Consider the following 26,261-nt stretch of genomic DNA (forward strand, 5'->3'; position numbering starts at 1 on the left):
GCGAGTCGAACTTAGCGGTTTTCTACTTGTAGTGCACCTGCGCCCCCGCCCCGCCTATGCCCTTTTTGCTTACCTTGGGAAACCTAACGAAACCTACCCCCTATGGCCACCTTCACCCTTACCGTAAATGGGCAGTCGCGCACCCTCGAGGCGGAGCCCGAGATGCCCCTGCTGTGGGCCCTGCGCGACGAATTCGGTCTGGTGGGCACCAAGTACGGCTGTGGCATCGGAGCCTGCGGGGCCTGTACCGTACACATCGACGGGGTAGCGATGCGCTCCTGCTCCATTCCGCTGAGCAAGCTGAACGGGGAGGAGGTGACTACCATCGAGGGACTGAGCGAGAACGGCGACCACCCCGTGCAACTGGCCTGGTTGGAGCACGACGTGCCGCAGTGTGGCTACTGTCAGGCGGGGCAGATGATGAGCGCGGCTAGTTTGCTGGCCCTGACGCCCGACCCCAGCGAGGCCGATATCCGCGCCGGGATGAGTGGCAATATCTGCCGCTGTGGCACCTACACCCGTATCAACGCCGCGGTCAAAACCGCCGCCCAAAAACTAAGCTAATGTCGACCACTCCTACTACGCGCCGCTCCTTTCTAAAGGTCTCCGCCGCCACCGGTGGCGGCATGCTGCTGGGCCTGAGCTGGCTCTCGAGCTGTAAAAACGAGAAGGCCGCCAAGGCCGCCCCCACCCTGGAAATGCCCGAGGAGTGGGTCACCGTGAGTGCCTTTTTGAAGGTGGGCGATAACGGCGTGGTGACCATCATGTCGCCCAACCCCGAGATCGGTCAGAACGTCAAGACCGCCATGCCGATGTTGGTGGCCGAGGAGCTGGACGTGGACTGGCAGAATGTCGTGGTCGAGCAGGCCGGACTGGACACTGATAACTACGAGCGCCAACTGGCCGGAGGTAGTCAGTCCATCCGCGTAGCCTGGGAGCCGCTACGTAAAGCTGGAGCCACGGCCCGCTATCTGCTCGTAGCCGCCGCCGCCCAGCAACTCGGCGTCGATGCCGGGGAGCTACGGACCGAAAATGGTTTCGTGTACCACGACGGTAGCGACCGCAAGTTGGGCTACGGCGAGCTGGCTAGTCTGGCCGCCACGATGGACCCTCCCAAGGAGGTGACCCTAAAGGCCGCCGGGGACTTCAAGATAATCGGCCACCCCAAGAAGAATGTCGACGCCAAAAAGATCGTGCTCGGGGAGCCACTCTACGGACTGGACCTTCAGCGCGAGGGTATGCAGTACGCTGCCATCGTGCACCCACCCGCCTTCGGAATGCGGCTCAAGTCGGTGGACGATAGCGCCGTGCGCGCCATGCCCGGCATCACCGACGTGGTACGCATCAACGCCGCACCGGAGGGCGTCGAAATGCAGTGGTCGGACGTAAACGCCTTTCCGGAGCTGGTGGCCGTAATCGGGGATAACACTTGGCGGGTGCTACAGGCTAAAAAGGCACTACAGATCGAGTGGGAGACGGTCACCCCAGCTGAGTCCAGCGCCGAGCAGCAGCAGCGTCTCGTTGAAGCACTCGATAACGGAAAGGCCGAGGAGGCCCGCCGCGACGGGGACCCCGAGGGTGCCTTCGCCCGTGCCGCCCAGGTGGTCGAGGCGACCTATTCCGCGCCCTTCCTGCCGCACAATACGATGGAGCCGATGAACTTCTTCGCCCATGTGACGGACGAAAAAGCAGAGCTGATCGGACCCATTCAGACGCCGGAGTTTTTGCGCACCACGGTCAGCAAACTGTTCGATATGCCGGAGGAGCGCATCAGCATTATGATGACCCGTATGGGCGGTGGCTTCGGCCGGCGACTGTACGGCAACTTTGGCGTCGAGGCCGCGCTGATCAGCAAGGCTGCTGGGGGCGTACCCATCAAACTGGTGTACTCCCGCGAGGACGATATGACCCAGGGTACCTACCGGCCGGCCTACCTGGTACGCTACCGGGCCGCACTGGACGAAGACGGTAAACTGATCGGCTTCCACGTCCGCGGTACGGGTACAAGCGAGAGTCCAGTCTTCGCTAATCGTTTTCCGGCCGGCACGGTGGATAACTACCTGGTGGAGAATATCAGCAGCGATACCAACGTAAGTACCGGCGCCTGGCGCGCGCCGCGCTCTAACTTCATCGCCGGAGCCGAACAGAGCTTCCTCGATGAGGTGGCCGAGGCCGCCGGTAAAGATCCTATCGCCTTCCGGTTGGAGCTTTTCGATCGGGCGATTGAAAATCCCGTAGGGGAGGAGAACGACTACGACGCTGCGCGCTACGCCGGAGTATTGAAGCTGGTGCGTGACAAATCGGGCTGGAACACTAATGACGACAAGCGGGGTGTGGCTGCCTATTACTGCCATAACTCCTACGTAGCCCAGGTGCTCGAACTCGAGATGCGGGGCAACGAGCCGCAGGTCACCGAAGTACACTGTGCGGTCGACTGCGGTATTGTGGTCAATCCCGAGGGAGCCAATAACCAAATCGAGGGCGGTATTATCGACGGCATTGGTCATGCGCTCTACGGCAGACTCACGGTCAGTAAGGGGGTACCCGACCAGCAGAACTACGACACCTACCGTCTGATTCGTCACAGCGAAGCCCCCCGGGCTATCCACTCCCATTTTGTGGAGAGTACCATCGCTCCTACCGGGCTGGGCGAGCCCTCCCTACCGCCCGTGATCGGTGCGCTGGCTAACGCCATGTACCGGCAGACGGGGGAGCGAGTGTATGATCAGCCCTTCGTGCAGCCACGGGAGCTGCGGGGATAACCCTCAGGCCATGTGCTAAAAGAAAAGCCCGGTACAGCAATTGCTGTACCGGGCTTTCTAGTTGCCATAAGTTAAGGCACGCTAGAGCTTGACGAAGCGGCTGCTCACCGCGTAGCCCTCGGTATCACGTACGTGTACGAGATAAACGCCGGGGGCCAGGTCGCCCACCGGGAGGGTCGCCTGACCGCTGTCAGCTACGGAGAGTTGGCGGAGCATCCGGCCAGTCATGTCGCGAACCTCGATACGGATCTGCGGGCTGGCGGTAGCTTCAGCTAGCACACCCGTGGTTGCAAGTGTAGTGGCCGGCTGTAGGTTCCAGCCCACAGTCACCTCGCTGAGGTTGCTGGGGTTGGGGTAAACGCTCATTTCCTGCGCCAGTGCACTGGCGGTACGGGCAGCTTCGCGGAAGCTGCCACCGTTGGTCCAGTCGGAGGTCGAGCTGCTACAGTTGCTGCGCACGCGCCAGGTGTAGGTAGTCCGGCGGTCGACATTCAGGGTTGCACCGGTGCCACTCACGGTGCCGGAGGCGTAGAGGCTACTGCCTACGTATACTTCGATCTCGTAGCTGCTGGCTCCGCTGGCGGCGTTCCAGGAGAAGCTCACGGAGCGGTCGCGGTTGGTGCGCTGGGCGTTGAGCCCGGCGGGGGCGGCGCAGTCAGCGGTCGGCGGTTCTGGGCTGGGATCGGTCGTCGGGGGCGTAGTGCCATCGCAGGCGGAAGAGAGGAGCTCCGGACGGGCGGCAGAAACAGCGGCCCACATGCGGTCCTTTTGACCGAGGGTGAACAGGTTCATGCAGGCGTCATCGGAGTAGTCCATGTAATTCTGGAACATGTCGGGTAGGTCGGCTCCGCTATTTTTTCCCTTGGGCATACAGCTATTGGGGCCAGGGTAGGTGCAGGCACCGCCGGTGTAGTTGGGCCCGCCCGCCGTGGGGGTATCGCCCACAAAGTCATCGACGCTGCAGCCGCCATCGCCCCAAATGTGGCGTAGGTTGAGCCAGTGACCCACCTCGTGGGTGGCCGTGCGACCGAGATTGAAGGGGGCCTGGGCGGTACCGGTGGTACCTACGTAGCGGTAATCGAGTACTACTCCGTCCGTAGCGGAGGGACCGCCGGGAAACTGAGCGTAGCCAAGAATACTGCCGCCGATCACGCAGACCCAAATGTTCAGACTTTGCTGCGGGTTGATGGCGTCGGCACCGCCGGTACTGGCCGATTTGACTGCGTCGTTGGTGCCAAAGCTAGTGCGGGTGGTTGCTACCCGGTTGACCTGCGTGAGGCAAAACTCGATTTCGGAGTCGGTAGCCACGGACCGGAAATCGGCCGGCGTGTTGGTACGATCGGCATTCAGACGCCGAAAGTCCTCGTTGAGGACCCGGATTTGGCTGTTGATCTGAGCATCGGAGATGTTCTCGGTGCTCATCCGGTACACGACGTGTACAATGACGGGGATCGTGAGGATGCCTCCGGAGAGCGCCTTTTCATTGCGGGCGTCGTACTGCTCGGTGAAGCGTTCTAGCTGCTCGAGCTGAAGCTGGCGGCCGGGGTCCCGCTGGAGTTGCTGCTCCAGGTAGTCCATGGAGCCGCAGTTGCGCTGGGCGGGTAGGAGGGTGGTGCCGGCGGCAAGTAGGGTGAGTAAAAGTAGACGTAGTTGCATGCAGAATGGGTTTGCTCCGTGGGTGTAATGACGGATTCAAACCCGAATGTACCTCAATAATTTGGCCTTACACTCTACAGTAAAATTTTATTGCTGCAACAATAGTTTTCCTGGAAGAAAGGTCAATTATATTATCTTGCTACAATGAGTAGTTTACTTAGGTCTGCGGTCCCTTCCTGCCGCAGTTGCACTAGATAGCTCCCTACACCTAACTGCTCCGGCAGGCTAAGCTTGATGGGTGTATGGGGAGCGGGTCTAGCTATGACCTGGTGGTAGAGCACCCTGCCCTGTGAGGTGACAAGCGAAATGTGTAGCTCCCGATCAGAATGTACGGACTCAGGTAGGATAGTGAGGCTGCGGCCCCCCGTAGGATTTGGATAGAGGGCAAAACTCCGGTCTTGCTCGTCGCTGAGCTGTACCTGTACGATCTGCGAATGGGTGAAGGTTCCATCGAAGTCGGTGGTCCGTAGCCGGTAGTAGACCGTACCCGTAGAAGGCTCAGTATCCCTGGCCTGGTAGTTACTGCGCTCATTGCTGGCGGTATACCCGGCGGCCGGGGTGCGCAGCAGCTCGTCGAATCCAGGGTTACCGGCGGGTCGGCGTTCGATGGTGAAGAAATCAGTGGCCTCCTCGTGTTCGGTGACCCAGCGCAGAAGTACGTAGTCTTCCTTCGGAAAGGCTTCAAAGGTAATGAGGGTAAGTGGTAGGGCTAGCGCACCGGAATAGTCCGCTACGGCACTACCTTCTTGGGCACCGCCAGAATACATACTAGCGGAGTTAAACCCTCCCGGTGTAGACCGTGCGTACCGTGCCGCTCCCCCATCGGCGGTGCCGCCACGGTAAAAAATACTGGGAGAATATCCGCCGGGGACGGCTACGATCGTCCTGCGATCCCCACCATCTCCAGGCCCACCGGCGAAGGTCTGGCTAGATAGCTCGGCGGCAGCTACCAGACCAATCAACAGCAGAAGAAAATAGGGGAATGTATGCATAAGGCTATAGGCTACGTACGCCGCGCGGTACTCCAATATCAGTGCTGCGGCCAAAGGATTGCCCAATATGGACTCGATCAGAGGTTTGACACTCATTATGGAAAAATGTACTCCAACCCCCGCCCCGAATGCCATAGGCACTTGCGTTACCGACGGACCAGCCTAGCGTGTTCGCCTCTCCGTTAGTGGCCAGCGCTCCGTCACCATGCTGTCCGGTAAAGGCGCGACCCTCGGGGGTGCTTACGTTTACAACGCGTTCCCAAAGGTTACCGGACAGCTCCATAATTCCGTAGTAGCTACCCCCAGTCTGCTCGCGGGTTTTATCGTTCACGCTGGCGGCAAAGATACCGGAGCGCAGGGGACCATCGAGATTGCCATCGGTAGCATTGAAGGAGAGGTTGCCTAATAGTTCAGACGCATTTGTGGTCTGCTCATCGGCCGTGCCGGCATCGCTTAAGGTATACGGTGTAGTAAAATACTCCGTGGTACCCCAGGCAAACTCTTCGGCTACGGGCAACACCGGGCCCCGGCAGGCCTTCTCGTATTCCAGTTCCGTCATCGGGCGTAGCCCCGCCCAGTCCAGGTAGGCCAGACCGTCCTGTATGGATATGTAAGCGGCCGGCACGTTGGGCAGGGTGGTGGTGGCCGGTTGACTGCCGCCCGTGTAGCTTATCCCATTGCGGTGTACTACTCCATCATCGTTTTTTCCCCCGGGACCGGTGATGTCGCGAGCCGCCCGTTGGGTGGGCGTGAGCGTATTGAAGAATTCGATCCACTGCTCCTGACTCACCTCGTACTTCATGCAGTAGAAGGCAGCAAAGCCCTTGGGAAAGTCGGCCGGCAGGGGCCCCTGCTTGTCCCCACTACCATCTGTATAATCCAAACCAGGGCCATTGTTAATCGCTAGAACATCCTCAGAAGTGATCTGGTAGGGTTGGGGGTTGTTGGCTGTTCCATTGGCATAAAATGCCCCAGTGCCTGACCGGTAGTGGCCCACATAGAAGGCATTGTTCGGTACATAGACCATCTCGATAGCAAATACGCTTAGTTCTACCTGTTCGTCGATAGGCACGGCGTCCTCTACAAAATCCCAGATCAAGTGGATGCCGCGGAATTCGGCCGTACCGGAAAAGGCGGCCTTATGGTGGACCATCGCGCCGGCATTTTCCAGTATCTCGATATGGGCATCATCATGATTCTCACTACTGATAAGGGTAGCATGCTGCCAGCTTCCTCCCGGCCGTCGAAATTTAATAAATACCCAGGCGGCATCCCAATTAGCTGGGCCTATATCGGTGCGCCAGGCGTTTTCCCATTTAAGATCGACAATAATGGTGGTAGTGTTACTACTAGGATCAAAGTTCTTCACCTGCGTGCCCGTCACTTGGATGTTATTAGACAAGAGGGGAAGGGGGAGAAGAAGAAGGAGAATACACTCTACGATTAAGTGTTTCATAAGTAAAGGGCTGAACTAAAGGCTTCTAATGCCACGGAACCCACCGTGGTCATGGATAGACTGGTTGCGGTTGTCGGCAGCGAAAAAGCGGGTGGACAATTTGAAGAAATCCTCACCACTGACGAAGGCCCCCCCCCGCAGGCCGCAGGCGGCATCGCCTCCGAGCGGCCAGCCGGAAACGTCAGCCCGGCCATCAGGGCTTAGGGTACCGTCTCCGTGTACAGCCCTATAGCTGCGACCCTGGGGGCTACCTACCGTGACGGTGCGCTCCCATAGGTTACCGCTTAGTTCCATGACGCCGTAGTAGCTGCCCCCGGTCTCCTCGCGGAGCTGCTGGGGCGCGTTGTGGGCAAAGAGACCTACCCGCCAGGGACCGTAATGGGCCGTCCCCGCGGGATTGGTGAGAGAAGTGTTGTGGTGACCGGTAGACTTTGTCAGGTTAGCTACCCGCTCGTCCGCTTCACCGGTATCGATGAGGGTGTAGAAGTAATCGGCGTGAGCGGTCGAGCCCCAGGCGTATTCGTCAAGCACAGGATTCAGGGGGCCCCTGCCAATTTTTTCGTACTCTAGTTCCGATATGGGCCGTAAACCCGCCCAGTCCAGGTACGCGAGGCTTTGATCTTCGTTGATAAAGTTCATGGCCACGTAGGGTAGGGTAGTAGTAGCCAGCCCACCTGTGTACTGCACTCCGTTTCTGCTGATTTCTCCGTCGCTATTTTTACCGTTTACCGCAGTGATGTCCAGTTGATCGCGGTAGCTGGTCGGCAGGGTATTAAAAAAGTCTACCCACTGCTCCTGGGTCAGTTCATACTTCATGCAGTAGAAGGCTCCAAAGCCTTCGGGAAACTCAGCTGGAATAGGCCCCTGCTGATCACCACTTGGATAGGTTTTTCCTCCGTAGTTCACTTGACCGTAAAAGAGCTGGTCCGTCCCATCACCTACCGCGATAGGTCCCAATCCTGTGAGGTAGTATGGTTCGGTATTGGTACCACCCTCCCGAAATTGACCCATCAGGCGGCCACCGTCTCCCACGTAGAACGGCCCTTCCGGAATGTAGACCATTTCCACAGCGAACACCCGTAGATCGATGGCCCCGTCAATATGTACCATATCTACTGCGTAGTCCCAGCGAAGTTGAACATTGTTGTATACCGGGTCGCCGGCGTAGTCCTGAGGGGCGGCATAGATGAGCACCCCGACATCCTCCTGCACCTCCACCGTAGCACCTGCGACCGCGCCCCCCCTGCCCGCCAGCCGCGCATGCCGCCAGGGGCTACCGTCCACATGATACTTAGCAAATATCCAGGCGGCATCCCAGTTAGCCGGCCCCACGCTCGTACGCCAGGAGTTCTCCCACCTAAGGTCAAACTGGATGACGGTGGTGCCCGCGCTCGCGTTTTGAGACGTGAGCGTGACGTTGCTAACGGCAATGCCATTCGCCCGCACAGAACAAATTAGGGGGAGTAACAGAAAAACGTAGGCACACCGAAGCACGGTATTCGCTTGGGGTTTATAGTTCATGAGATCATTTTCGGACGAGCCGGTAAGCTGTCCATACACAACCCATATAACGCAGTATCTAAGCAGTAATTTTCTTATAGGGAAAAATTATACCTCAGCCATCCTATAGGCGCTTGCAGCGTTAACCCTAGTATGACGTCTAACCACCACGCCCACACCCGCTACAGCGACGGCGTAGGCGAGCCCCGCGATTACGTCGAGCAAGCACTCCGTGAGGGGTTTAGCCGGTACGGCTTCAGCGACCACGCCCCCATCCCCCTGCACGATATGGGCTCCATGAAAATGGCGGAACTAACGACTTATAGCCGGGTCATCGGTGAATTACAGCAGGAATACGCCGACCGCATCCGCCTCTACAAAAGCCTGGAGGTGGACTACATCCCGGAGGTGATGAATGTAGAAAGCCCCCACATTTTGGAGGCCAGTCTAGACTACACCATTGGCGCGGTCCACTACGTAGATTACCTAGCCGACGGCCAGCCCTGGAGCTTCCAGCGGCCGAACCCCGTATTCGAACGGGGCATCAACACCATCTTCGGCGGCAGCACCCGCCGGATGGTCGAGCGCTACTACGAGCTGGTGCGCGAAATGGTCACCACCCACCCCCCGGATATCGTAGCTCACCTGGACCGCATCAAGCGCCGCAACGTTGATGGCCGTTACTGGGACGAGCGCGCCGACTGGTACCTAGCCGCCGTAGAAGAAACGCTGGAGGCTGTCGTAGGGGCCGGCTGCATCATGGAGGTCAATACCCGGGGCATTTACCTGAATGAGACGGAAGATACGTACCCCACCGACTGGATCGTAGCGCGCGCCCACGCCCGGGGCATCCGCCTGCAGGTGAACTCGGATGCACACCGGCGGGAGCATATTTCGGGGGGGTTCCGTGAGGCCTATCGGATATTAGAGGATATTGGCGTGGAGCGGGTATACCTATACGACGGGCGGGGGTTCTCGGCGCAGGCGTTGGACGCTTTCAAAGCGTCCAACGCCTAAAGCGTCCAACGCCTAATGCCTAGGCGACCGTAGCCCGCTTGCGTAAGGTGGCCAGAGAGTCCGTCACGTCGATCACCCCGGCATCGCCCGACTGAATCTCGGCGGCGTTCCCCTCGTCGGTGTCAATGTGCATCTCAAGCTTGTAGTCAGGATTGACGCGGATGAGCACGTTGCCGAAGATCAGTCCCCGCTCGTTGGTGCTGACGGCCACCTCCACCACGTCGCGGTCCTTCACACCGAACTGCGCGGCATCCTCCGGGGTCATGTGGATGTGGCGCCAGGCGCAGATCACCCCGTCCTCCAGATCGGCCGAGCCGGCGGGGCCCAGCAGTTGGCAGCCCGGCGTGTTGTCCACCTTCCCCGACTCACGCACGGGGGCATCGATGCCCAGGAAGAACTCATCGGTGCGTGAGATCTCTACCTGATCGACCGAGCGTAGCGGACCCAGGATGCGTACCCGTTCGATGCGGTTACGGGGACCCACGACGGTGACGCTCTCCTCGGCGGCAAACTGCCCGGGCTGGCTGAGCCACTTCTTAACCGTCAGCTCGTGGCCCTCGCCGTACAATTTGTCGAGGGTAGCGCGGGTCAGGTGGCAGTGGCGGGCGGAGATGGCGATGGGGATGGCGGGCCGGGTGTTCACCTCGTCCTCGTGACGCAGCAGCTTGGCACAGTCGCGGGCGATGGCCAGTTGCTCGTCGGTGCGGATGGCCAGGAGCTTCACGCGGCTGTGGGAGCGACTGAAGGCAATGACGTCCTCGGTCTCCGATAGCTGTAGGGTGTGGTTGCGGTCCTCATCAATGACCGCGCCGAGGTAGTCCAGTCGCTGCGCGGCCCGGTGGCGGATAATGCTGGAGTTCTCGCCGATGCCGCCCGTAAACACGATGGCATCCACCCCACCCATCACCGCAGCATAGGCCCCGATGTACTTGCGCAAGCGGTGGGTGTAGACCTGCACGGCGAGCTGGCAGTCGGGATCGCCCTGGGTGCTGCGCTCCAGGATACCACGCATGTCGTTGCCCGCCCCGCTGAGGCCTTTGAGACCGCTATCGCGGTTGAGGAGGGCATCGATTTCCTCGGTATTCATACCCGTCTTCTGGTGCAGGTAGGCCGGGATGCCGGGGTCAATGTCACCACTACGGGTCCCCATCACGAGGCCCTCCAGCGGGGTCATGCCCATGCTGGTCTCGATGCTGCGACCGAACTCGATGGCCGCCACGCTACAGCCGTTGCCGAGATGGCAACTGATGATGCGCAGGTTGCGGTAATCGTCCTTTAAGAAGGTAGCCGCCCGCCCGGCCACGTACTTGTGGCTCATGCCGTGGAAACCGTAGCGGCGGATGCCGTACTCCCGTATCAGGTCCTTGGGCAGGGCGTAGGTCTGTGCCCGCTTTGGCAGACTGTGGTGAAAGGCGGTATCGAAGACGGCAAATTGCGGCAGCTCCGGCCAGAGCTCGCGCGCCAGCCGGATACCGGCTAGGTTGATGGGGTTGTGGAGCGGAGCCAGATCGCTCAGCGCCTCGATTTTCTGCTCCACCTCATCGGTAATGCGGGTAGCCCCGTCGAATTCCGCCCCGCCGTGGACCACCCGGTGCCCGATACCGGCGATGTCGAGTCCACCGGCCTTATCCTTTAGCTCCAGTAAGAAGGGGTGTAGGGCCTTGCGGTGGCCCCCGCGATCGAGCAGGCGGTCAGCACCAAGTTCGAATATTCGCTCTCCGGTACCGGCTTCTACTACGGCGGCCTTGATGGAGGAGCTGCCGGCGTTCAGAACTAAAATATGCATGGGTCTCAGGGATTTACCCGGCTAACCCTAAAGCGCAGTAAACCGTTCAGTCACGCACCGCTACCCCGACCATGGAGTCAGCCGTCCCGTAGTACAAAAACCACCTGCCCTTGAAGTAGACCAGCCCCTCAATGAAGGTGGTGCCCGAGGCGTACTGCCCCGTCAGCTCGTGCGGCAGACTGGGCTGGATGAAGGGCTCCTCCATGCGGTCCAGCAGCACTGTCGGGTCCTTGGCACTGAATAGCGCCTGCCCCCCGGAGTAGGCTCCCGGACCGGCCTCCATATACCTTAATGAGTCGGTCAACTCGTTCTGTCCGTTGTACAGCACCAGGATGCCGTTATCGGTCAGTAGCGCCGGGGGGCCCGGCTCGCTCAGGCGGCTATCGAAGAGCCCGGGCCGCAGGGGTAGGGGATCGAAGAGGGTGGAGTCGGCGTTGAGTACCGGCGTCCAGTCCAGCAGGTCGTCGCTGTGCGCCAGGCCCACCACGGCATCGCCCCAGTACATCCAGTACTTGCCGTTGATCTCGGTGGCCACCAGGCGGCCGTCGGCGGTGAGCTCGCAGACCACCGAGCCCGACTTCGACCAGGTATTGTGAAACTTGCCCCCGTAGGCGTCCTGGAAGACGGGGCCGTGCTTGGTCCAGTCCGTCAGGTTGGTGGAGGTGGCCGAGCAAAGCCGGGCGGCCTGCTGGTTGTAGGCGGTGTAGAGCATGAGGTAGCGGCCGTCGGGCAGTTCCACCACGCGGGGGTCCTCGCAGCCGCCCGGGTCCTCGAACTCGCGGTTACTGTCCGGACCGGGGTAAAGCACGGGGGCGGTACGGCGTACGAAGTTGATGCCATTCCCACTGGCGGCCAGCCCGATACGACTGGTGCGCCGGCCCAGGGTAGCACGGGGATTATCCTCGGCCCGAAAGAACAGGTACACGCTATCGCCCCGCACCACCGCGCCGGGGTTGAATACATCGGCCCGCTGCCAGCGCACCGGCTGCCCGGTCAGTGGATCGGAAAAGACGTAGCTGCTGTCGGCCCGCAGGATGGGATTTTCGGCCGGTTTGGTGAAGCCGGTCAGCCAGGGGGAGGCGTCCGCTAGGGGAGCAGCGGTAGCCTCGGCGGGTGGGGTAGATGTGCGGCAGGCCGCAAGTAGGCAGGCAGAAAGCAGAAGGGTAACGTAGCGCATAGGAGTATCTTGGGGTGACCGACAAGTTTAACACTTTGTGAACAACCACCCGGTAGTCCCTTCTTGTACCTCTAGCTACTCTATGTACACATCCTTCCCCTGGCTCTTCGCAGTTTTCGGTTTGCTTTCCTCGCTCGTAGAAGCACAACCCTGTCCTACCATGGTCACCCACGTGGGAATCGCCGACGCACCGGTGGTCGCCACGGCGGGAAGTGCGGACGCCAACTTCGCCACCTTTTTCGTGGGCGGTGAGCCAGTGGCCTTTCCGCTATCCGGCACCCTAGAACGAACCGCCCCAACGACGGCGTTCACCTACCGGACTACCGGAGCGTCACCCGCCGCCGATGACTATTCGTTCATGGCCTATCCTCTGGCGCCCAATGCCAGCGCCACGGTGACTTTGTCCCAGGCGACGGTAAGTAATGCCGCCATCGAGGACATCTCCTTCACGCTATTCGAAGGCACTTTCGATCCGGCCGTGGACAATTCCGCCCGTCTCGTCGCCTCCACTTTTACCGAAACCGGCAACCTACCCGCGCTCACCGCTACCCTCACCGGTGGGGTGCAGTATACGCTGGTCGTGCAGTCCGGACAGGCCTACGACCGGCCCTACCCCCGCGACTTTACCCTTACGCTGCGTAGCACGGGAGAGCTTCAGCCCACCCTCTACACCGGAGGTACGCTACCGGACCCCTACGTCTACACCTTCCTGGCCGTTGCCGAAGATTCTATCGCTCAAGTTTCCGCTACGGGTGACTTTCGCCGCCTCACGGAGGGGTTTTATTCGGTATACGGACTAGCCTACGACAGTCGGGAGCCTCTACCTACTGCACTCTCGGAGCTTACGTCCACGTGTGCTCAGCTCAGCCAGAATAGCCAGCGCATCCTCATTGCCGCAGAGAGTGACCCCCTCGACGCTCCTAAGTTCACCCTGCAGGCTACGGCCCGGCCCGGCGGCGTGCAGCTCGACTGGCAGCTTCCCACCGCCACCGAGTACGACTACTTCCGTATTGAGCGCTCCGCGGATGGCAGCTACTGGTCGGCACTTACCGAAGTGGCCGGAGGTACTTCCGACGAAGGCATCATGCGCTTTCGGTACATCGACCATCAACCGCTGGCCGGCAACAGTTTCTACCGTCTGGTTCGTGTCGATCTAGCCGGCGGCGAACACTCCTCCACCTTCGCGGAGGCAACGATTAATGTTAACTCAATGTAAAGTGTAGGTAAACTACCAGTTAATTTAAGGCGTTGTATTACTTCACAACAAGTAATCCGCCATGCCCAAATCCAGCGTTCGCATCGAGCAGCCCTTCCGAAATCCTGGCTTTATTGCCCTGCTTATCCTCCTATCGGGCCTGTTGATTTACCGGTTCGTCCTGTTATTTCTGGCTGGTGCGACTGTTGCTGACGTGGTGGTCCTCAGTCTCATCACCGCACTGGTCGCGGCGGGGTGGTACCTCGTTCCACGCTCCAGCCTGCGCATCAAGGTCAGCACCCGCTACCTCAAGGTGAAGACCAAGGGTCTCCTACGGCGTAAGTTGAAGCTACCCCTTGCCGATGTCGCCGAATGCAACTTTGTGGAGGTGAACCCGGCGGCCCGTTGGTCGGGTGCGCTCGCCCATCCGGCATCTGACTTTACCACGATCGACTTCGGGGGGCGGCGCGGACTCTGCGTCCGCATGCGCGACGGGCAGTCCTACTTCATCGGCTCGGATGCCCTCTACGCGCGGCGGCACGAAGTACCTCTTCCAACACCCGGTCTCGCCAGTTAAAGGGGCCCAGTTCGTTCAGCCCCAGCACCATCACGGCCGTCTCCATCTCTTCGATGTAATCCGTGGTCCAGCAGAATCCGCGGGCGGCGGCGCGCAGGTGCCCGGCGGGTAGCAGGCCAATGAGTTCCGAGCCGGTGACCGAGGTCCCTAGCTCCCGAGCCAGCGCCGTGGCCGTAAAGTATACCTGAGCCAGGGCCACCCGCTCGGGGTCCACCACATTACAGCTTATCTGACACCGACCGTATTCCTTAATCCTCCAACCAATGGCCTTTAGGCCGAAAAAGAGTCCCTGGCGACCGGCCACACCCGATCCCCGCAAACGCCCCGCCACTTGCCGGGCCTGGGCTAACGTTGCCGTAGGGTGCAGATTAATGTTCCAGGCGATGAGGAAGGGACGTACCCCCACGACGGTGATGCCGAGCCGCGGATGGGGCTGCGCGGGACCGAAATCCGGCTGCCACTCGGTATCTCCGAGTTTTTCCGTTAGCCCTTCGTACTCTCCTCGCCGGATGTTGGCCAGGTTTTGGCGGGGGGAGGACTGGGCGCTACTGGCGTAGAGGTACACGGGGAGGTGGAATCGCTCCGCCACCCGCTGGGCTAGCACCTGCGTCCGCGCCCTGATGTCCTGCTCGGTGACGCCGGAGATGGGAATGAAGGGGCAGACATCAACCGCTCCACTACGGGGGTGGGTGCCCCGATGCTGCTGCATGTCGATGTACTGATCGGCTACCGCGTAGACCGCTTCCGCCGCCGCAAAGACCGCCTCAGGTACGCCGGCAAAGGTAAAAACCGTGCGGTGGGCGCCGTGGCCCGTGTCCTGGTGCAGCAGGTAGCAATCCGGTACGCTCTCGATTGCTTCCCGGAAAGCCCCGAGCACCCGGGGGTCGCGCCCCTCGCTGACGTTGACGACGCATTCCAGGAGGGGGGTGGGCATAGGACTTTTGGCGGCTGGGACGTTTAGCAAAGAAAACCCATGCTGCGTTATCTGCTGCCCCTTGTGCTGTTCGGCGTGCTTGGCTGCGGACCGGAACCGGCGGAGGAGCGGGAAGCACCTACGGCGGCGGGTAGCGATCCGGCCGTCGTGCAACTCACCGAGCTCCTGGCGGCCCGCCCGGAGGACGCCGCCCTGTACGCCCAGCGTGCACGGCTGTACTACGAACGGGGTAATCTACCCGATGCGGTTGCCGACCTGCAGCAGGCCACACGGCTCGATAGTAGCAGCCTGGACTATGCGTACGGGCTGGCCGATCTCTACCTGGATAGCGAACAGCCCGACCGGGCCATTGGGGTACTGGAACGCGCCGTGCGCATGCATCCGCGGGAGGTAGAAAGCCGGCTACGCCTCGGCGAGGCCCAGTTGATCCAGCAGCGGTACGGGGAGGCGGAAGCGACGCTGGATACGGCCATTGCCCTGAACGCAGGCAGTGCCGAGGCCTACTACCTCCTGAGTCAGGTGCACGCCGAGGCGGGGGATACCACCCGGGCCCTCGCGGCCGCCCAAACCGCCGCGCGACTGGACCCTGGAATGACGGATGCCTACCTGCTCCTGGGGGATCTGTCCGCCGGTCAGGGAGGCAACCCCCGGGCACTCGCCTACTACGATAGTGCCGTGGCGAGTAATCCCAACGACGTCATCGCGGTGCACGCGCGGGCCAACTACTTCTACCGGAGCGGACAATTGCAGCGGGCGCTGGCCGAGTACCGGAGGGTGAGTACAATCGACCGGCAGTACGTGGAGGGAAATTTCAACGCGGGGCTGATCCTGCTGGAGCTCGATAGCCTACAGCAGGCGTACCGGGAATTCAACATCGCGGTGAACAACGACCCGGCCAGTATGGAGGCCTACCTCTACCGGGGCTATGCCAGCGAGCAGCTCGGAGATGTAGCGGCGGCGCGGCGGGATTTCGAGACGGTGCTGCGCATGGACCCCGACTTCACCCCCGCCCAGGAGGCACTGGCGCGGCTGAACGGATAAAATCGGCGACGGTAGCGGCGTAGGGGTTGCGCTCATCGTAGGTCCAGCGGCCGCTGTCCAGATGCCCGCCGCCGGGGATGGTGTGTAGCTCGCTCATCGTACCGCGCATAGTTAGAGCCCGATGAAAGTGCTGGGAGTGGCGGTATTCGACCATACCATCATCCGTACCGTGCAGGAGCAACCAACGCACCGCTGCGGCATGGTCGAGCTGCTGCATGGGGTCCTGGGCGCTACGCTGGCTAAACACGGTGCGGGGACGCAGGATACTAAGATCCAACGGGGCGGCGCAGAGCAGGGCGTGGGTGGGTCCGCCGGGCCAGCCTGCTTCGGTCCACCATTTGGGGTGGAGGGCCAGGAGGGCCGCCAGGTGTCCGCCGGCGCTGATGCCGCCGATCTGGGGGGCGGTGAGGGGCCGGCCGGTCTGCCGGGCAAAGGCGGCTAGGTGGGCTAGGGCCGTGCGGCAGTCGGTGACGATCTCGGGGAGGCGTACCCCGGGCGGGCGACGGTAGCTGGGCAGTACTACCCGAAAATCCTGTTGCAGCCACGGGCGGGCGGCGGGGCGGAAGGCCTCCGGGCTACCGAAGGTCCAGGCCCCGCCGTGGAGGTATACGGCCCAGGGGAGGGGATCGGTAGGCCGAGTACCGGGGGGCTCCAGCAGGAGATAGTACTGCCGCGGGTGGGGCCCGTAGGCCAGCCGGCGGTGGGGGGCCATGCCGCGGCGTACCCGGGCATTGTGCCGCCAGTAGGGGGGTAGGCCCAGGGTGTCGCGGAGGGCGAAGCGTAGTTTGCGCGTCCAATCGGGTGCTGCCGCAGGCTGTTGCATCAACTACCTTTACGGTTGGTTTGTCCTTATTGTTTTCAACCCTACTAGTCCCCAAAATCCCCACTGCGCTTGCACTACCTCTACTTGCTCCTCACGCTGCTGGCCGCGTTCCAGCTTCCGGGCCAGGCTCCCGACCGCCCTACCTCCGGGGAGCTGCACGCCGCCATCCAAAAATTGGGGGTAGTGGGCTCGGCCCTCTACGTCGCCGCCCACCCCGACGATGAGAACACCCGCATGATCGCTTACCTAGCCAACGTAGCACAGGTGGAGACGGGCTACCTGAGCATGACGCGGGGCGACGGCGGGCAAAACCTCATCGCCCCCGACATCAGCGAGCTGCTGGGCCTCACGCGCACCCAGGAGCTACTGGCCGCCCGGCGCATCGACGGGGGGAAGCAGTTCTTTACCCGCGCCAACGACTTCGGCTATTCCAAACACCCCGACGAAACCTTCACCATCTGGGATAAGCGGGAGGTACTAGCGGATGCCGTCTGGGTGATCCGCCAGCAGCGCCCCGATGTGATCATCCTGCGCTTCGATCCCCGGGCCCCGGGCTCTACCCACGGCCACCATACGGCCTCGGCCGTCATCGGCATGGAGGCCTTCGACCTGGCGGGTGACCCGGGGGCCTTTTCCGAGCAGCTCAGCGCGGGCGTCGAGCCCTGGCAGCCCAGGCGACTGTACTGGAACGCCTACAGCTGGGGCAGCGACACCCTGCCGGACTACGTGGACACCAACGACATCATCACCGTGGAAATTAATTCCTATTTGCCTAAACTGGGCGAGAGCATTGCTGAGATTGCCGCCCGCAGTCGCAGTCAGCACAAGAGTCAGGGCTTCGGTAGCGCAGGTAGCCGGGCCGCCACGGTAGAAAAGCTGGAACTGCTGAAGGGGGAAAGTAACGGAGTAGATGGCGACCCCTTTGCCGGCATCGTGATGGACTGGAGCCGGGTGCCGGGGGGCGCGGAGATCGGCACGCTGATCGACTCGATCGCCGCTAATTTTGACTATGCCGATCCGGCTGCCTCGGCGCCTGGTCTTCTACTGGTGCAACAATCGCTGCGGTCGCTACCCGATTCCTACTGGAAGGAAACTAAACTAGGTGAACTACAGTATATAATAGCTGGCGTCCTCGGCTTGTACGTATCGGCCACTACGAAAACACCCTTTGCTGTGGCGGGCGATACCATTACGACGGTGGTGGAGATTTCCAACCGCAGCGATCAAGTGATCAACCTACTTGACTTGGAGCTCACAACTCCGGCAATAGTCGAGATTAATGGCACGAGCGATCCTATAACTTTACAACCGGGCCTATCCTACTTTGACACCTTACAGCGAGTAGCTAGCGCTGACGAATCTACTAGTGGACCATACTGGTTACAGCAAGAGTGGCAGTTAGGAATGTACAGCGTAGAAAACCAAACGCTACGTGGCCGCCCGGAAGGTCCTGAATATCTTGAGGTAAATGTGCTATTCAGCATTGGGGACGCGGGGTTCGGACTTACCTACCCCGTCCGCTACCACTACACTGACCCCGTAGCCGGCGAACAATTCCAGCCCTTTGGCCTGCTCCCCCCGGTCTTCGTGGAGTGCGGCGAACTTAGCTACCTCTTCACCGGCAACGACTCCAAGCCAGTTACTGTCAAGGTCACTAGTGCCGTCAACGAGCGGGAGGGGGAGCTACGTCTGGACGTTCCCGACGGGTGGTCGGTGAGCCCCACCAGTCAGCCCGTCACCCTCGGTAAAAAAGGACAGGAAAGCTTCTACACCTTCACCCTTACTCCGCCGGAAGGACAGAGCCAGGGTCGCATCACCCCCCAGTTGACGCTTGCGAACGACGACAAGGTCTACGACCGCCGCCTGGTCATCATCGACCACCCCCACATTCCTACCCAGACGGCTGCCCTGCCCGGAGATGCCGCCGTAGCGCGGGTGGAGTTACGCACGGCCGGCCGCACGGTGGGCTACCTGAACGGGGCGGGCGATGCCATTCCCGAGGCGCTCAGTTCCATCGGACTCGACGTCTCCGCCATTGATGACGTGGAGGCCTCCATCGGCGACCTGAGCAAGTATGACGCCATTGTAGTTGGGGTGCGCGCCTACAACACCCTGGACCGGATGCCCGTCTACCAACCCCGCCTCCTGAACTATGTCAAGCAAGGTGGTACGCTCATCGTGCAGTACAATACCGATCGGGGGCTTAAAATAGGCGAAAAGGAGCTCGGTCCCTACCCCCTGGAGTTGAGCCGCGACCGGGTCACCGTTGAGGACGCCCCCGTGGATATCCTGGCCCCTAACCACCCCGCCCTCAACTACCCCAATAAGATCACCGCGGCCGACTTCACCGGCTGGGTGCAGGAGCGCGGCCTCTATTTCCCCAACAAGTGGGCCCCGGAGTACACCGCCCTGCTCGGCAGCCACGACCCCGGCGAGGAGTCGCACGATGGGGGACTGCTGGTGGCCGATTATGGGGAGGGGCACTTCGTGTATACTGGATATAGCTTCTTCCGGGAACTACCGGCGGGAGTGCCTGGGGCGTACCGGTTGTTTGCTAATCTGATTGCCTTAGGGCAGTAGTTGTTGCGTTTGGGGGTTGTTGGGTTGCTGCGTTTTGAGGGTGCTCGCTTCGCTCGTCGGTGTGGGGTAGCGCTGCCGGAAGTAGTGTCTCATTAGTATTGCACCTGCGGCCCCGCCCCCTTATTCCGCCTACCACACCTACCACACCTCCAACGTCCACAACTCAATAACTCCTAAACGCAACAACCCAACCACCATGGCCCGCAGAGGAAAAAACCGCTTCCCCGACCGCATCGAGCAGGTACGTATCACCGGCCTGGCCGACAAGGGCTTCTGTGTAGGCAAGACGCCCGAAGGTATGACCGTCTTTGTGGAGGATGTAGCACCGGGTGACGTAGTGGACGTACGCCCCTTTCGCAAAAAGAAGAAACTACTCTTCGCCGCCCCCACCCGCTTCATCAAGCGGTCGAGCGAGCGGGTGGAGCCCTTCTGCCAGCACTTCGGCGTTTGCGGCGGGTGTAAGTGGCAGCACTTTGGCTACACCGGGCAGTTGCGGGAGAAGGAGCGTATGGTGCACGATGCCTTTGCCCGTATTGGCAAGGTGGAGGTGGAGCAGTGGGAGCCGATCCTGGGCAGCACCGAGATCCAGTACTACCGCAACAAACTGGAGTTCGGCTGCGCCAACCGCCGCTGGCTCACTACGGAGGAGATCGGCACCGACATCGACAACGAGGTGCCGGTGATCGGTTTTCATAAGGCCGGCGCTTACGATAAGCTCATTCAGATCGAGCACTGCCATCTACAGCACGGTCCCAGCAATGAGCTACGCAACGGACTGCGTGCCCTGGCTGCGGAGCTCGGCGTGACCTTTTTCGATATGCGCGAGCGGCACGGGCTACTGCGGCAGCTCATGGTACGCACCACCACCACGGGACAGTGCATGCTGGTGGTGGCTTTCTTTGCCGATGAGCGCGAGACGATCACCCGCTTTTTGGATGCAGCCCTCGAGCGCTTCGGCACCGCGATCAGTAGCCTCTTCTACTGCATCAACCCCAAGGTCAACGAGTACCTGATGGACCTGGAGATGGTCCACTACGCCGGTACCGACTACGTCACCGAGCGGCTGGGGCACGTAGCGTTCCGCATCGGCCCCAAATCCTTTTTTCAGACCAATTCCGTCCAGGCCGAGCGACTCTATGCCATCGCGGCCGATTATGCCGGGCTCACGGGTACGGAGAACGTCTACGATCTTTACACCGGTATCGGCTCCATCGCCCTGTACCTAGCCAATCGGTGCCGGCAGGTGGTGGGGATCGAGGAGATCGCCGCGGCCATCGACGATGCCCACGTAAACGCCGCGTTGAACGGCGTGACCAACGCGACGTTTTACGCCGGCGACGTGCGGGCTATCCTCACCGAGGAGTTTGCAGCTACGCACGGTCGGCCCGACGTACTCCTCACCGATCCGCCCCGCGCGGGCATGCACCCTAAGGTAGTTGACATGCTGTTGCAACTTGCCGCCCCCCGCCTGGTGTACGTAAGTTGCAATCCCGCCACCCAGGCACGTGATTTGGCCCTTCTGGCGGAAAAGTACGTCGTGGAGCGCGCCCGACCGGTGGATATGTTTCCCCATACCAGTCACGTGGAAAGTGTCGTTTCGCTTAGGTTACGTAACTTGTAAATCGCTAGTGGGCCTGCCCTTGGGAGGGAGGTACGGACTGCTAGGGGCGGTGCCCTACCGACCCGTGCATTTGAGGCAGTCTTTATCCCATGATCCCTACTGAAACTTACCGACCCATTGTGGAGCAATTGTTGCGGCACGGTGCCCGACCGGAGGACGCTCGGCGCCTCACCGAGCAGTTGTATCGTCGCGGCTATTCGGCCAAGGAGGTCGTATTCCACGAGGGTGACCGAAACCCACCGGTCGTGTACCTACTCTCCGGCTACCTACAGCTATACAACACCAATGAGGCAGGCCATAATTACGTGCGCATTCTGGCCGGGCCGGGTGATTTCGCCGGCTGTGTGGAGGGTACACTCTACAACCAGCCGGCCTCCTACACGATAGAGTGCGTGACCGATTGCCAGCTGGCCATCATTGATAACCACCTCCAGAACCTGATCAGGCAGAACCCGGAGTGGTACCAGCTGCTCCAGGACTTCATTCTGCGGCGCATCCTGTCCCTGTCGCGCGAAAAAGAAGTGATGCTGCCGATGAAGGCCACCGATCGGTACCTCTACTTTCGGGAGCGGTACCCCCAGTTCGTCAGCCACATTCCTGCCGGTGTGATTGCCGATTACATCGGCGTAAGACCGCAATCACTCAGTAGAATTAAACAAAGTCTCCGATAAAGGGAAACTTTTTGCGGCTTTTTTAACAAAAGTGAATTGTCCAAACAACAAAAGACACCATCTTTGCCTCAGATTTTATTGGCTACATATTGACACTTTGAACAAACTCAGTTTTTTAGAACTCCACGCCCGTTCCCTTTCCCAGGGGACGGGCGTCTTTTTTTAGTCGAAGTTGGCGTAGCCCAGCTCCCCCCTCCCGGTGCGTACCCGGTGGTACCGCCCCGTCACTCCCAGATCGATCAATGGCTCCCCACCCTCTAGCTGCCGAATCACATTAGCCGCCTCACGCTGCGGCGCGATGCGCAGGTAGTGGTTACCCCGCAGGGGCACCTCTGTCCGCCGCCCGGGAAATTCAGCCGGTGGAGTAGGTGCCGGGTCTTCCCCCTGGAGGTACGGATAGGGGTCGCGCGCCCCATTAGCGTAAATGCCGAAATGAAGATGGGGCGGCGTAGTGCGCGCATTGCCCGTATTGCCCACCAGGCCAACGGTATCCCCCCGCTCGACGTGCTCTCCGGCCCGCACCAGCTGGCTATCCAGGTGGGCGTAGTAGTAGTTTAGTCCCCGCTCCCCGTCCCGGAGCCACACCGTCTTGCCCCCCAGCCCGCCGTTGCGCACCCGCGAAACCCGCCCCTCCGCAACCGCCAGTAGGGGCGTGCCCCGATCGGCAAAAATGTCGTTGCCCTCGTGCCGCCGCTGGCCCCCGTCGCGACTGGCCCCCCAGAAGCTCCGAATCGCCGTTTCATCCTTGCCGGCTACCGGGAAAAGTAGGGCCGGAACCGATATCATCTGCAGCCGGTAGCTGCTATCGGCGTAAGGCGCGGTCTGTAACACGAAGCGCAGGTTCTGCCCCGCCGGTGCCCCGGTCTCGTAACTTAGGCTTGGCGAAAGGGTATCCCACACCAGGAGCTGCTCCCCCTCCGTAGTGTACAGTTCCCCAAAGAGCGGACCACTGCCCCCGGCGCTGATGCGCAACTGCCGCCCCGGGGGCAGGTAGAAGTCCCAGGCATTGGCGGTGTAGAGCACGTTGGTATCCGGGACGATGAGCTCCTCGTGGGGGAGCTCCACCCGCAGGGTATCGCGAGTGGACCGGACGAAGGCGGTGTCCCAGCGCGCCATAGTAGCCGCAGCGAAGGGTTTACCCCAGGCGTACTGCTCGCGCGGCGTAGCGCTTCCGAAAGTTTCATCGACCCAGCGTTCCAGTCCCGTTCGCCACTTGGTACAGCCCCCACTGAGGTAGACAGCAACGAACAGCAGGGGGATGAGCAGGCGCCAGTACGACCGGGGGGTATGGTGACGGGCCATGGCTGAAACAACGCTCCGGTAGTCGGTTTGGATCAATCAGCGGAGGACTTACCATGCAACCACCCAGCAAAACAGCTGCTTACAACCTACTCAGGGGCAGGTAAAATGCTCAGGAGGAGCACGGCAAACTATCTTTCAAGAGAGTGCTTTCAAAAAATGATCCTGCGCTCATGCTCCATTCAGCAGCATTGCCCGCAGTACAGTGGCGCAAATAGTTAAACTTAACACAAGCAATTTTTACTACGCCTAGCTTTTTTCGTCGCGTACCCTTATTGCACCAGCGTTCCCGGCCGTCCCACCACTACCGGCACGCCTAGGTTGGTCAGCAGCTCCCGGTAGGCGCGCGCCGTTTCTTCCGCCCGCGCTAAATTGGGGTAGCCCCTGCCGGTGTACACCACTAGCAGCTCAGCTGCCTCGTCGATACAGCCTGCCCACATGAGCTCGTGACCCCGCAGTCCGGCCGCCCGTAGTACGCTCAGTCGCCGGTTGGCTTCCTGCCGGGATAGCACCGCGTCCACCACCACAAACCGTCCTCCCGCTTCCACCGCACAGTCCGGGGCCTGCGTGATCTGGGGTAGGGGCCCTAGAGGTAAGCCAGGTGCAACGGTAGGTCCGAACACCTCTCCGCCTACCGTACCGGACGGGCTACCGATCACTACTTCCGGAGAACGGTACCGGGGGTGGGAAAAGGGATCGGGCACCACGGGGCCGTAACTGCGCTCGTACCCCAGCAGCACCAGGAGGCCCGTAAGGGCAAGCAGTAGGGCGATGTGGAGAAAGCGCCGCCGGTTTTGCCGCCGCTCGGGTGGGGTAGGGCCGTAGTTAGGGTCTTGCTCGATCTGGGCTAGAATATCCTTCCGCCTGCCGTAGCGGCTGAGGTAATCATTGAACACGTGGCGGGGGCGGGGTTTTTCCCGCAGGGTAAGTTTGCCGGCCGCATTGACCACGATCAGGCCGACGCCATGCTTGCGGCACTGCCGCCGAAGCGTGGCCTCCTCGTCCGACTGGGCGAAGGTATCGTTGCCCACAGCGATCCAACTCTCGTTAGCCGGGTACCGACCGAGCTGCTCGATGGCTCCGATGCGCTGGGTAAAGCTGAGCTGTAGTCGGGTGACCAGTCCGGTGATCGCCACTGAACCAGTCACGAAGAGCCCCAGTAGGAGCAGGGTATTCCAGGCGTTAAAGTACCATTCGTACCCCAACAAGAGCAGCAAACCTACGATGAGCAGCAGGCTGAGCACTCGGCCCGCCCACCGGGCCCGGTGGGCACTGGTACGCAGCTTGAGCTGGTGAATCGTAGAACGGCTCTTAGCCTCTACGACCACTACGTAGGGCCGGCCGGGGGCGCGCATGAAGGCCAGCAGCACGTCGGCCCGGCGCAGGCGGGTGTACACCTCGGTATTCACGTAAGCGGGCCGGCGGCGGTAGTACTGCCCGTTGAGCCGCTCGGCTACGGCGTCCTGAATGAAGCGTTCTCGCAGCGTGCTGCCCATTGGGGACGAAGATAGGATGGAATTAATTGTATGATACTGTTTGAATAATAAACAAATTGCGTTATCATTGTGGCGGGAAACGTGCGCTGCTAACCACAGCTCACATGTTAGTTAAGACATACGCTAGCGCCGTCCAGGGAGTGGACGCACGCTCCATCATCGTAGAGGTAAACGCCGGCGGCAACGTCCCGGAGAATAAACCCTGGTACAACGTGATTGGCCTGCCCGACAGCGCCATCCGCGAGGGGAGCTACCGGGTAGAGACCGCCCTGCGCAACAGCGGCTTCCGCAACCTGCGCCTGCGCACGGTCATCAACCTGGCCCCGGCCGATGTGCGTAAGGAGGGCGCCGCCTACGATCTGCCCATTGCCATGGCCTACCTCCAGGCCACCAACCAGATGTACGCCCCCGACCTGAAGGACTACCTCATCATGGGGGAGCTCTCCCTGGGCGGGGAGGTCCGGCCCATCAAGGGGGCCCTGCCCATTGCCATCACGGCCCGGCAGCTCGGGTATAAGGGGATGCTCCTGCCGCGGGAAAATGCCCGGGAAGCGGCCATCGTCGATGGGCTGGATATCTACGGAGTGGGTAGTCTCAAGCAGGCGGCGCAGTTTATTTCCGGTAGAGAGCAGATCGCCCCTACGGAGGTCGATACGCGCGCCGAGTTCGCCCGCGAACGCACCGTCTTCGATGTCGACTTCAGTGACGTGCGGGGACAGGAAAACATCAAGCGCGCCTTGACGATTGCCGCGGCCGGCGGGCACAACGTCATCCTGATCGGCCCCCCCGGTGCCGGTAAAACAATGCTTGCCCGCCGCCTGCCCACCATCCTGCCCCCACTGACCCTGCGGGAGGCCCTGGAGACCACCAAGATTCATTCCGTTGCCGGTACGCTACCGGCCAACAACGCCCTGATCACCCGCCGGCCCTTTCGTGCTCCCCACCATACGATCAGCGACGTAGCCCTGGTGGGGGGTGGCAGCTTTCCAAGCCCGGGCGAGATCAGCCTGGCCCATAATGGGGTGCTCTTTCTGGACGAGCTACCGGAGTTCAAACGCACCGCCCTGGAGGTGATGCGCCAGCCCATGGAGGAGCGCCGGGTGGTGATCAGTCGTGCCCGGATCACCGTAGAATTTCCCTCCAGCTTCATGCTCATCGCCAGCATGAACCCCTGTCCCTGTGGGTACTTCAACCACCCCGACAAGGAGTGCATGTGCGCACCCAGTGCCGTGAAGCGTTACCTACACCGGATCAGTGGCCCCCTGCTCGACCGGATCGATCTGCACGTGGAGGTCACTCCGGTCTCTTTGGATAAACTCACCAAGGCCCCGGCCCGGAAGCCGGAGGGCAGCACCGTCATCGCCGAGCGGGTTCAGGCCGCACGAGTCCTTCAGGAGGCGCGTTTCGGGGAGCAGCGCGGCATCCACTGCAATGCCCAGATGCCCAGCCGCCTCGTGCGGGAGTACTGTGGTCTCGATGCCGCCGGACGAAAGCTGCTGCGCACCGCCATGGAAAAGCTACAGCTGAGTGCCCGGGCCTACGACCGTATTCTGAAAGTAGCGCGTACGGTGGCCGATCTGGAAGCTGCCCTAACCATCTCTCCGGCCCACATCGCCGAGGCCATCAACTTTCGTAGTCTGGATCGGGGCAGTTGGGGGGAGCGCTAGGTGAATGTACC

At 61.1% G+C, this 26,261-nt stretch carries 20 protein-coding genes; 10 read left to right on the forward strand and 10 right to left on the reverse strand.

What is annotated here, in order from left to right; translation table 11 throughout:
* The first annotated feature begins 102 nt into the window (after positions 1-102).
* Both ACOOHD_RS18055 and ACOOHD_RS18060 read left to right on the forward strand, forming a co-directional pair.
* Complete coding sequence (locus tag ACOOHD_RS18055; protein WP_420459275.1) at positions 103-564, forward strand: (2Fe-2S)-binding protein; 462 nt, start codon at positions 103-105, stop codon at positions 562-564.
* A complete protein-coding gene (locus tag ACOOHD_RS18060) occupies positions 564-2,762 on the forward strand; it encodes a molybdopterin cofactor-binding domain-containing protein (RefSeq protein WP_420459276.1) in 2,199 nt (732 codons plus the stop codon). Before ACOOHD_RS18055 ends, ACOOHD_RS18060 begins: the two co-directional genes overlap by 1 nt.
* An 81-nt stretch (positions 2,763-2,843) precedes the next feature.
* Here the strand turns inward: ACOOHD_RS18060 and ACOOHD_RS18065 are convergent, their stop codons facing one another.
* From ACOOHD_RS18065 to ACOOHD_RS18080, 4 genes are all read right to left on the reverse strand, one after another.
* Entirely contained in the window at positions 2,844-4,418 is a 1,575-nt protein-coding gene (locus ACOOHD_RS18065) for a M43 family zinc metalloprotease (protein WP_420459277.1), read from the reverse strand.
* A gap of 131 nt (positions 4,419-4,549) precedes the next feature.
* Positions 4,550-5,410 (reverse strand): T9SS type A sorting domain-containing protein, encoded by an 861-nt coding sequence (locus ACOOHD_RS18070; protein WP_420459278.1) that lies wholly within the window; start codon positions 5,408-5,410, stop codon positions 4,550-4,552.
* A 4-nt stretch (positions 5,411-5,414) separates the two neighbouring features.
* A complete protein-coding gene (locus ACOOHD_RS18075) occupies positions 5,415-6,866 on the reverse strand; it encodes an SUMF1/EgtB/PvdO family nonheme iron enzyme (protein ID WP_420459279.1) in 1,452 nt (483 codons plus the stop codon).
* 15 nt (positions 6,867-6,881) lie between these two features.
* Entirely contained in the window at positions 6,882-8,387 is a 1,506-nt protein-coding gene (locus ACOOHD_RS18080; protein WP_420459280.1) for an SUMF1/EgtB/PvdO family nonheme iron enzyme, read from the reverse strand.
* Positions 8,388-8,519: 132 nt separating this feature from the next.
* On the opposite strand from ACOOHD_RS18080, the gene ACOOHD_RS18085 reads away from it, so the two are divergent.
* Entirely contained in the window at positions 8,520-9,383 is an 864-nt protein-coding gene (locus ACOOHD_RS18085; RefSeq protein WP_420459281.1) for a histidinol-phosphatase, read from the forward strand.
* Between the two features lie 19 nt (positions 9,384-9,402).
* On the opposite strand, the gene ACOOHD_RS18090 is transcribed toward ACOOHD_RS18085, so the two are convergent.
* Entirely contained in the window at positions 9,403-11,169 is a 1,767-nt protein-coding gene (locus ACOOHD_RS18090) for an acetate/propionate family kinase (protein ID WP_420459282.1), read from the reverse strand.
* A 46-nt stretch (positions 11,170-11,215) separates the two neighbouring features.
* Positions 11,216-12,346 carry a glycoside hydrolase family 130 protein gene (locus tag ACOOHD_RS18095; protein ID WP_420459283.1) on the reverse strand — a complete coding sequence of 377 codons (1,131 nt, stop codon included), beginning with the start codon at positions 12,344-12,346 and terminating at the stop codon, positions 11,216-11,218.
* A gap of 82 nt (positions 12,347-12,428) precedes the next feature.
* Between ACOOHD_RS18095 and ACOOHD_RS18100 the strand changes: the two genes are divergently transcribed.
* Together ACOOHD_RS18100 and ACOOHD_RS18105 are read left to right on the forward strand one after the other, a co-directional pair.
* Entirely contained in the window at positions 12,429-13,562 is a 1,134-nt protein-coding gene (locus ACOOHD_RS18100) for a hypothetical protein (RefSeq protein ID WP_420459284.1), read from the forward strand.
* A 61-nt stretch (positions 13,563-13,623) separates the two neighbouring features.
* A complete protein-coding gene (locus ACOOHD_RS18105) occupies positions 13,624-14,118 on the forward strand; it encodes a hypothetical protein (RefSeq protein ID WP_420459285.1) in 495 nt (164 codons plus the stop codon).
* Here ACOOHD_RS18105 and ftcD read toward each other — a convergent pair.
* Positions 14,048-15,052, reverse strand: a complete 1,005-nt coding sequence (gene ftcD, locus ACOOHD_RS18110) for a glutamate formimidoyltransferase (protein WP_420459286.1) — start codon at positions 15,050-15,052, stop codon at positions 14,048-14,050. The two genes, ACOOHD_RS18105 and ftcD, sit on opposite strands and share 71 nt — an antisense overlap.
* A 39-nt stretch (positions 15,053-15,091) precedes the next feature.
* On the opposite strand from ftcD, the gene ACOOHD_RS18115 reads away from it, so the two are divergent.
* Positions 15,092-16,093 (forward strand): tetratricopeptide repeat protein, encoded by a 1,002-nt coding sequence (locus ACOOHD_RS18115; protein ID WP_420459287.1) that lies wholly within the window; start codon positions 15,092-15,094, stop codon positions 16,091-16,093.
* Here the strand turns inward: ACOOHD_RS18115 and ACOOHD_RS18120 are convergent.
* A complete protein-coding gene (locus ACOOHD_RS18120) occupies positions 16,053-16,916 on the reverse strand; it encodes an alpha/beta hydrolase (protein WP_420459288.1) in 864 nt (287 codons plus the stop codon). The genes ACOOHD_RS18115 and ACOOHD_RS18120 overlap by 41 nt on opposite strands.
* Before the next feature lie 69 nt (positions 16,917-16,985).
* Here ACOOHD_RS18120 and ACOOHD_RS18125 point away from each other — a divergent pair, with 69 nt between their 5' ends.
* From ACOOHD_RS18125 to ACOOHD_RS18135, 3 genes are all read left to right on the forward strand, one after another.
* The gene (locus ACOOHD_RS18125; RefSeq protein ID WP_420459289.1) at positions 16,986-19,496 is read left to right on the forward strand and encodes a PIG-L family deacetylase; all 2,511 of its coding nucleotides are present in this window, start codon (positions 16,986-16,988) and stop codon (positions 19,494-19,496) included.
* Between the two features lie 196 nt (positions 19,497-19,692).
* Entirely contained in the window at positions 19,693-21,117 is a 1,425-nt protein-coding gene (gene rlmD, locus ACOOHD_RS18130; RefSeq protein ID WP_420459290.1) for a 23S rRNA (uracil(1939)-C(5))-methyltransferase RlmD, read from the forward strand.
* An 89-nt stretch (positions 21,118-21,206) separates the two neighbouring features.
* The gene (locus tag ACOOHD_RS18135) at positions 21,207-21,788 is read left to right on the forward strand and encodes a Crp/Fnr family transcriptional regulator (protein WP_420459291.1); all 582 of its coding nucleotides are present in this window, start codon (positions 21,207-21,209) and stop codon (positions 21,786-21,788) included.
* Between the two features lie 162 nt (positions 21,789-21,950).
* Here the strand turns inward: ACOOHD_RS18135 and ACOOHD_RS18140 are convergent, their stop codons facing one another.
* Positions 21,951-23,090, reverse strand: coding sequence for a M23 family metallopeptidase (locus tag ACOOHD_RS18140; RefSeq protein WP_420459292.1), 1,140 nt, complete (start codon positions 23,088-23,090; stop codon positions 21,951-21,953).
* A 269-nt stretch (positions 23,091-23,359) separates the two neighbouring features.
* Positions 23,360-24,583: a hypothetical protein gene (locus tag ACOOHD_RS18145; protein ID WP_420459293.1), complete on the reverse strand. Its 1,224-nt coding sequence runs from the start codon at positions 24,581-24,583 to the stop codon at positions 23,360-23,362.
* A gap of 104 nt (positions 24,584-24,687) precedes the next feature.
* Here ACOOHD_RS18145 and ACOOHD_RS18150 point away from each other — a divergent pair, with 104 nt between their 5' ends.
* Positions 24,688-26,250 (forward strand): YifB family Mg chelatase-like AAA ATPase, encoded by a 1,563-nt coding sequence (locus tag ACOOHD_RS18150; RefSeq protein WP_420459294.1) that lies wholly within the window; start codon positions 24,688-24,690, stop codon positions 26,248-26,250.
* Positions 26,251-26,261: the final 11 nt, after the last annotated feature.

The sequence above is a fragment of the Neolewinella sp. genome, assembly GCF_965214665.1.
Classification (GTDB): Bacteria; Bacteroidota; Bacteroidia; order Chitinophagales; family Saprospiraceae; genus Neolewinella.

Coding starts and splice junctions, on each gene's coding strand:
- ACOOHD_RS18055 (WP_420459275.1), top strand. CDS start 103: ATGGCCACCTTCACCCTTACCGTAAATGGGCAGTCGCGCACCCTCGAG.
- ACOOHD_RS18060 (WP_420459276.1), top strand. CDS start 564: ATGTCGACCACTCCTACTACGCGCCGCTCCTTTCTAAAGGTCTCCGCC.
- ACOOHD_RS18065 (WP_420459277.1), bottom strand. CDS start 4,418: ATGCAACTACGTCTACTTTTACTCACCCTACTTGCCGCCGGCACCACC.
- ACOOHD_RS18070 (WP_420459278.1), bottom strand. CDS start 5,410: ATGCATACATTCCCCTATTTTCTTCTGCTGTTGATTGGTCTGGTAGCT.
- ACOOHD_RS18075 (WP_420459279.1), bottom strand. CDS start 6,866: ATGAAACACTTAATCGTAGAGTGTATTCTCCTTCTTCTTCTCCCCCTT.
- ACOOHD_RS18080 (WP_420459280.1), bottom strand. CDS start 8,387: ATGAACTATAAACCCCAAGCGAATACCGTGCTTCGGTGTGCCTACGTT.
- ACOOHD_RS18085 (WP_420459281.1), top strand. CDS start 8,520: ATGACGTCTAACCACCACGCCCACACCCGCTACAGCGACGGCGTAGGC.
- ACOOHD_RS18090 (WP_420459282.1), bottom strand. CDS start 11,169: ATGCATATTTTAGTTCTGAACGCCGGCAGCTCCTCCATCAAGGCCGCC.
- ACOOHD_RS18095 (WP_420459283.1), bottom strand. CDS start 12,346: ATGCGCTACGTTACCCTTCTGCTTTCTGCCTGCCTACTTGCGGCCTGC.
- ACOOHD_RS18100 (WP_420459284.1), top strand. CDS start 12,429: ATGTACACATCCTTCCCCTGGCTCTTCGCAGTTTTCGGTTTGCTTTCC.
- ACOOHD_RS18105 (WP_420459285.1), top strand. CDS start 13,624: ATGCCCAAATCCAGCGTTCGCATCGAGCAGCCCTTCCGAAATCCTGGC.
- ftcD (WP_420459286.1), bottom strand. CDS start 15,052: ATGCCCACCCCCCTCCTGGAATGCGTCGTCAACGTCAGCGAGGGGCGC.
- ACOOHD_RS18115 (WP_420459287.1), top strand. CDS start 15,092: ATGCTGCGTTATCTGCTGCCCCTTGTGCTGTTCGGCGTGCTTGGCTGC.
- ACOOHD_RS18120 (WP_420459288.1), bottom strand. CDS start 16,916: ATGCAACAGCCTGCGGCAGCACCCGATTGGACGCGCAAACTACGCTTC.
- rlmD (WP_420459290.1), top strand. CDS start 19,693: ATGGCCCGCAGAGGAAAAAACCGCTTCCCCGACCGCATCGAGCAGGTA.
- ACOOHD_RS18135 (WP_420459291.1), top strand. CDS start 21,207: ATGATCCCTACTGAAACTTACCGACCCATTGTGGAGCAATTGTTGCGG.
- ACOOHD_RS18140 (WP_420459292.1), bottom strand. CDS start 23,090: ATGGCCCGTCACCATACCCCCCGGTCGTACTGGCGCCTGCTCATCCCC.
- ACOOHD_RS18145 (WP_420459293.1), bottom strand. CDS start 24,583: ATGGGCAGCACGCTGCGAGAACGCTTCATTCAGGACGCCGTAGCCGAG.
- ACOOHD_RS18150 (WP_420459294.1), top strand. CDS start 24,688: ATGTTAGTTAAGACATACGCTAGCGCCGTCCAGGGAGTGGACGCACGC.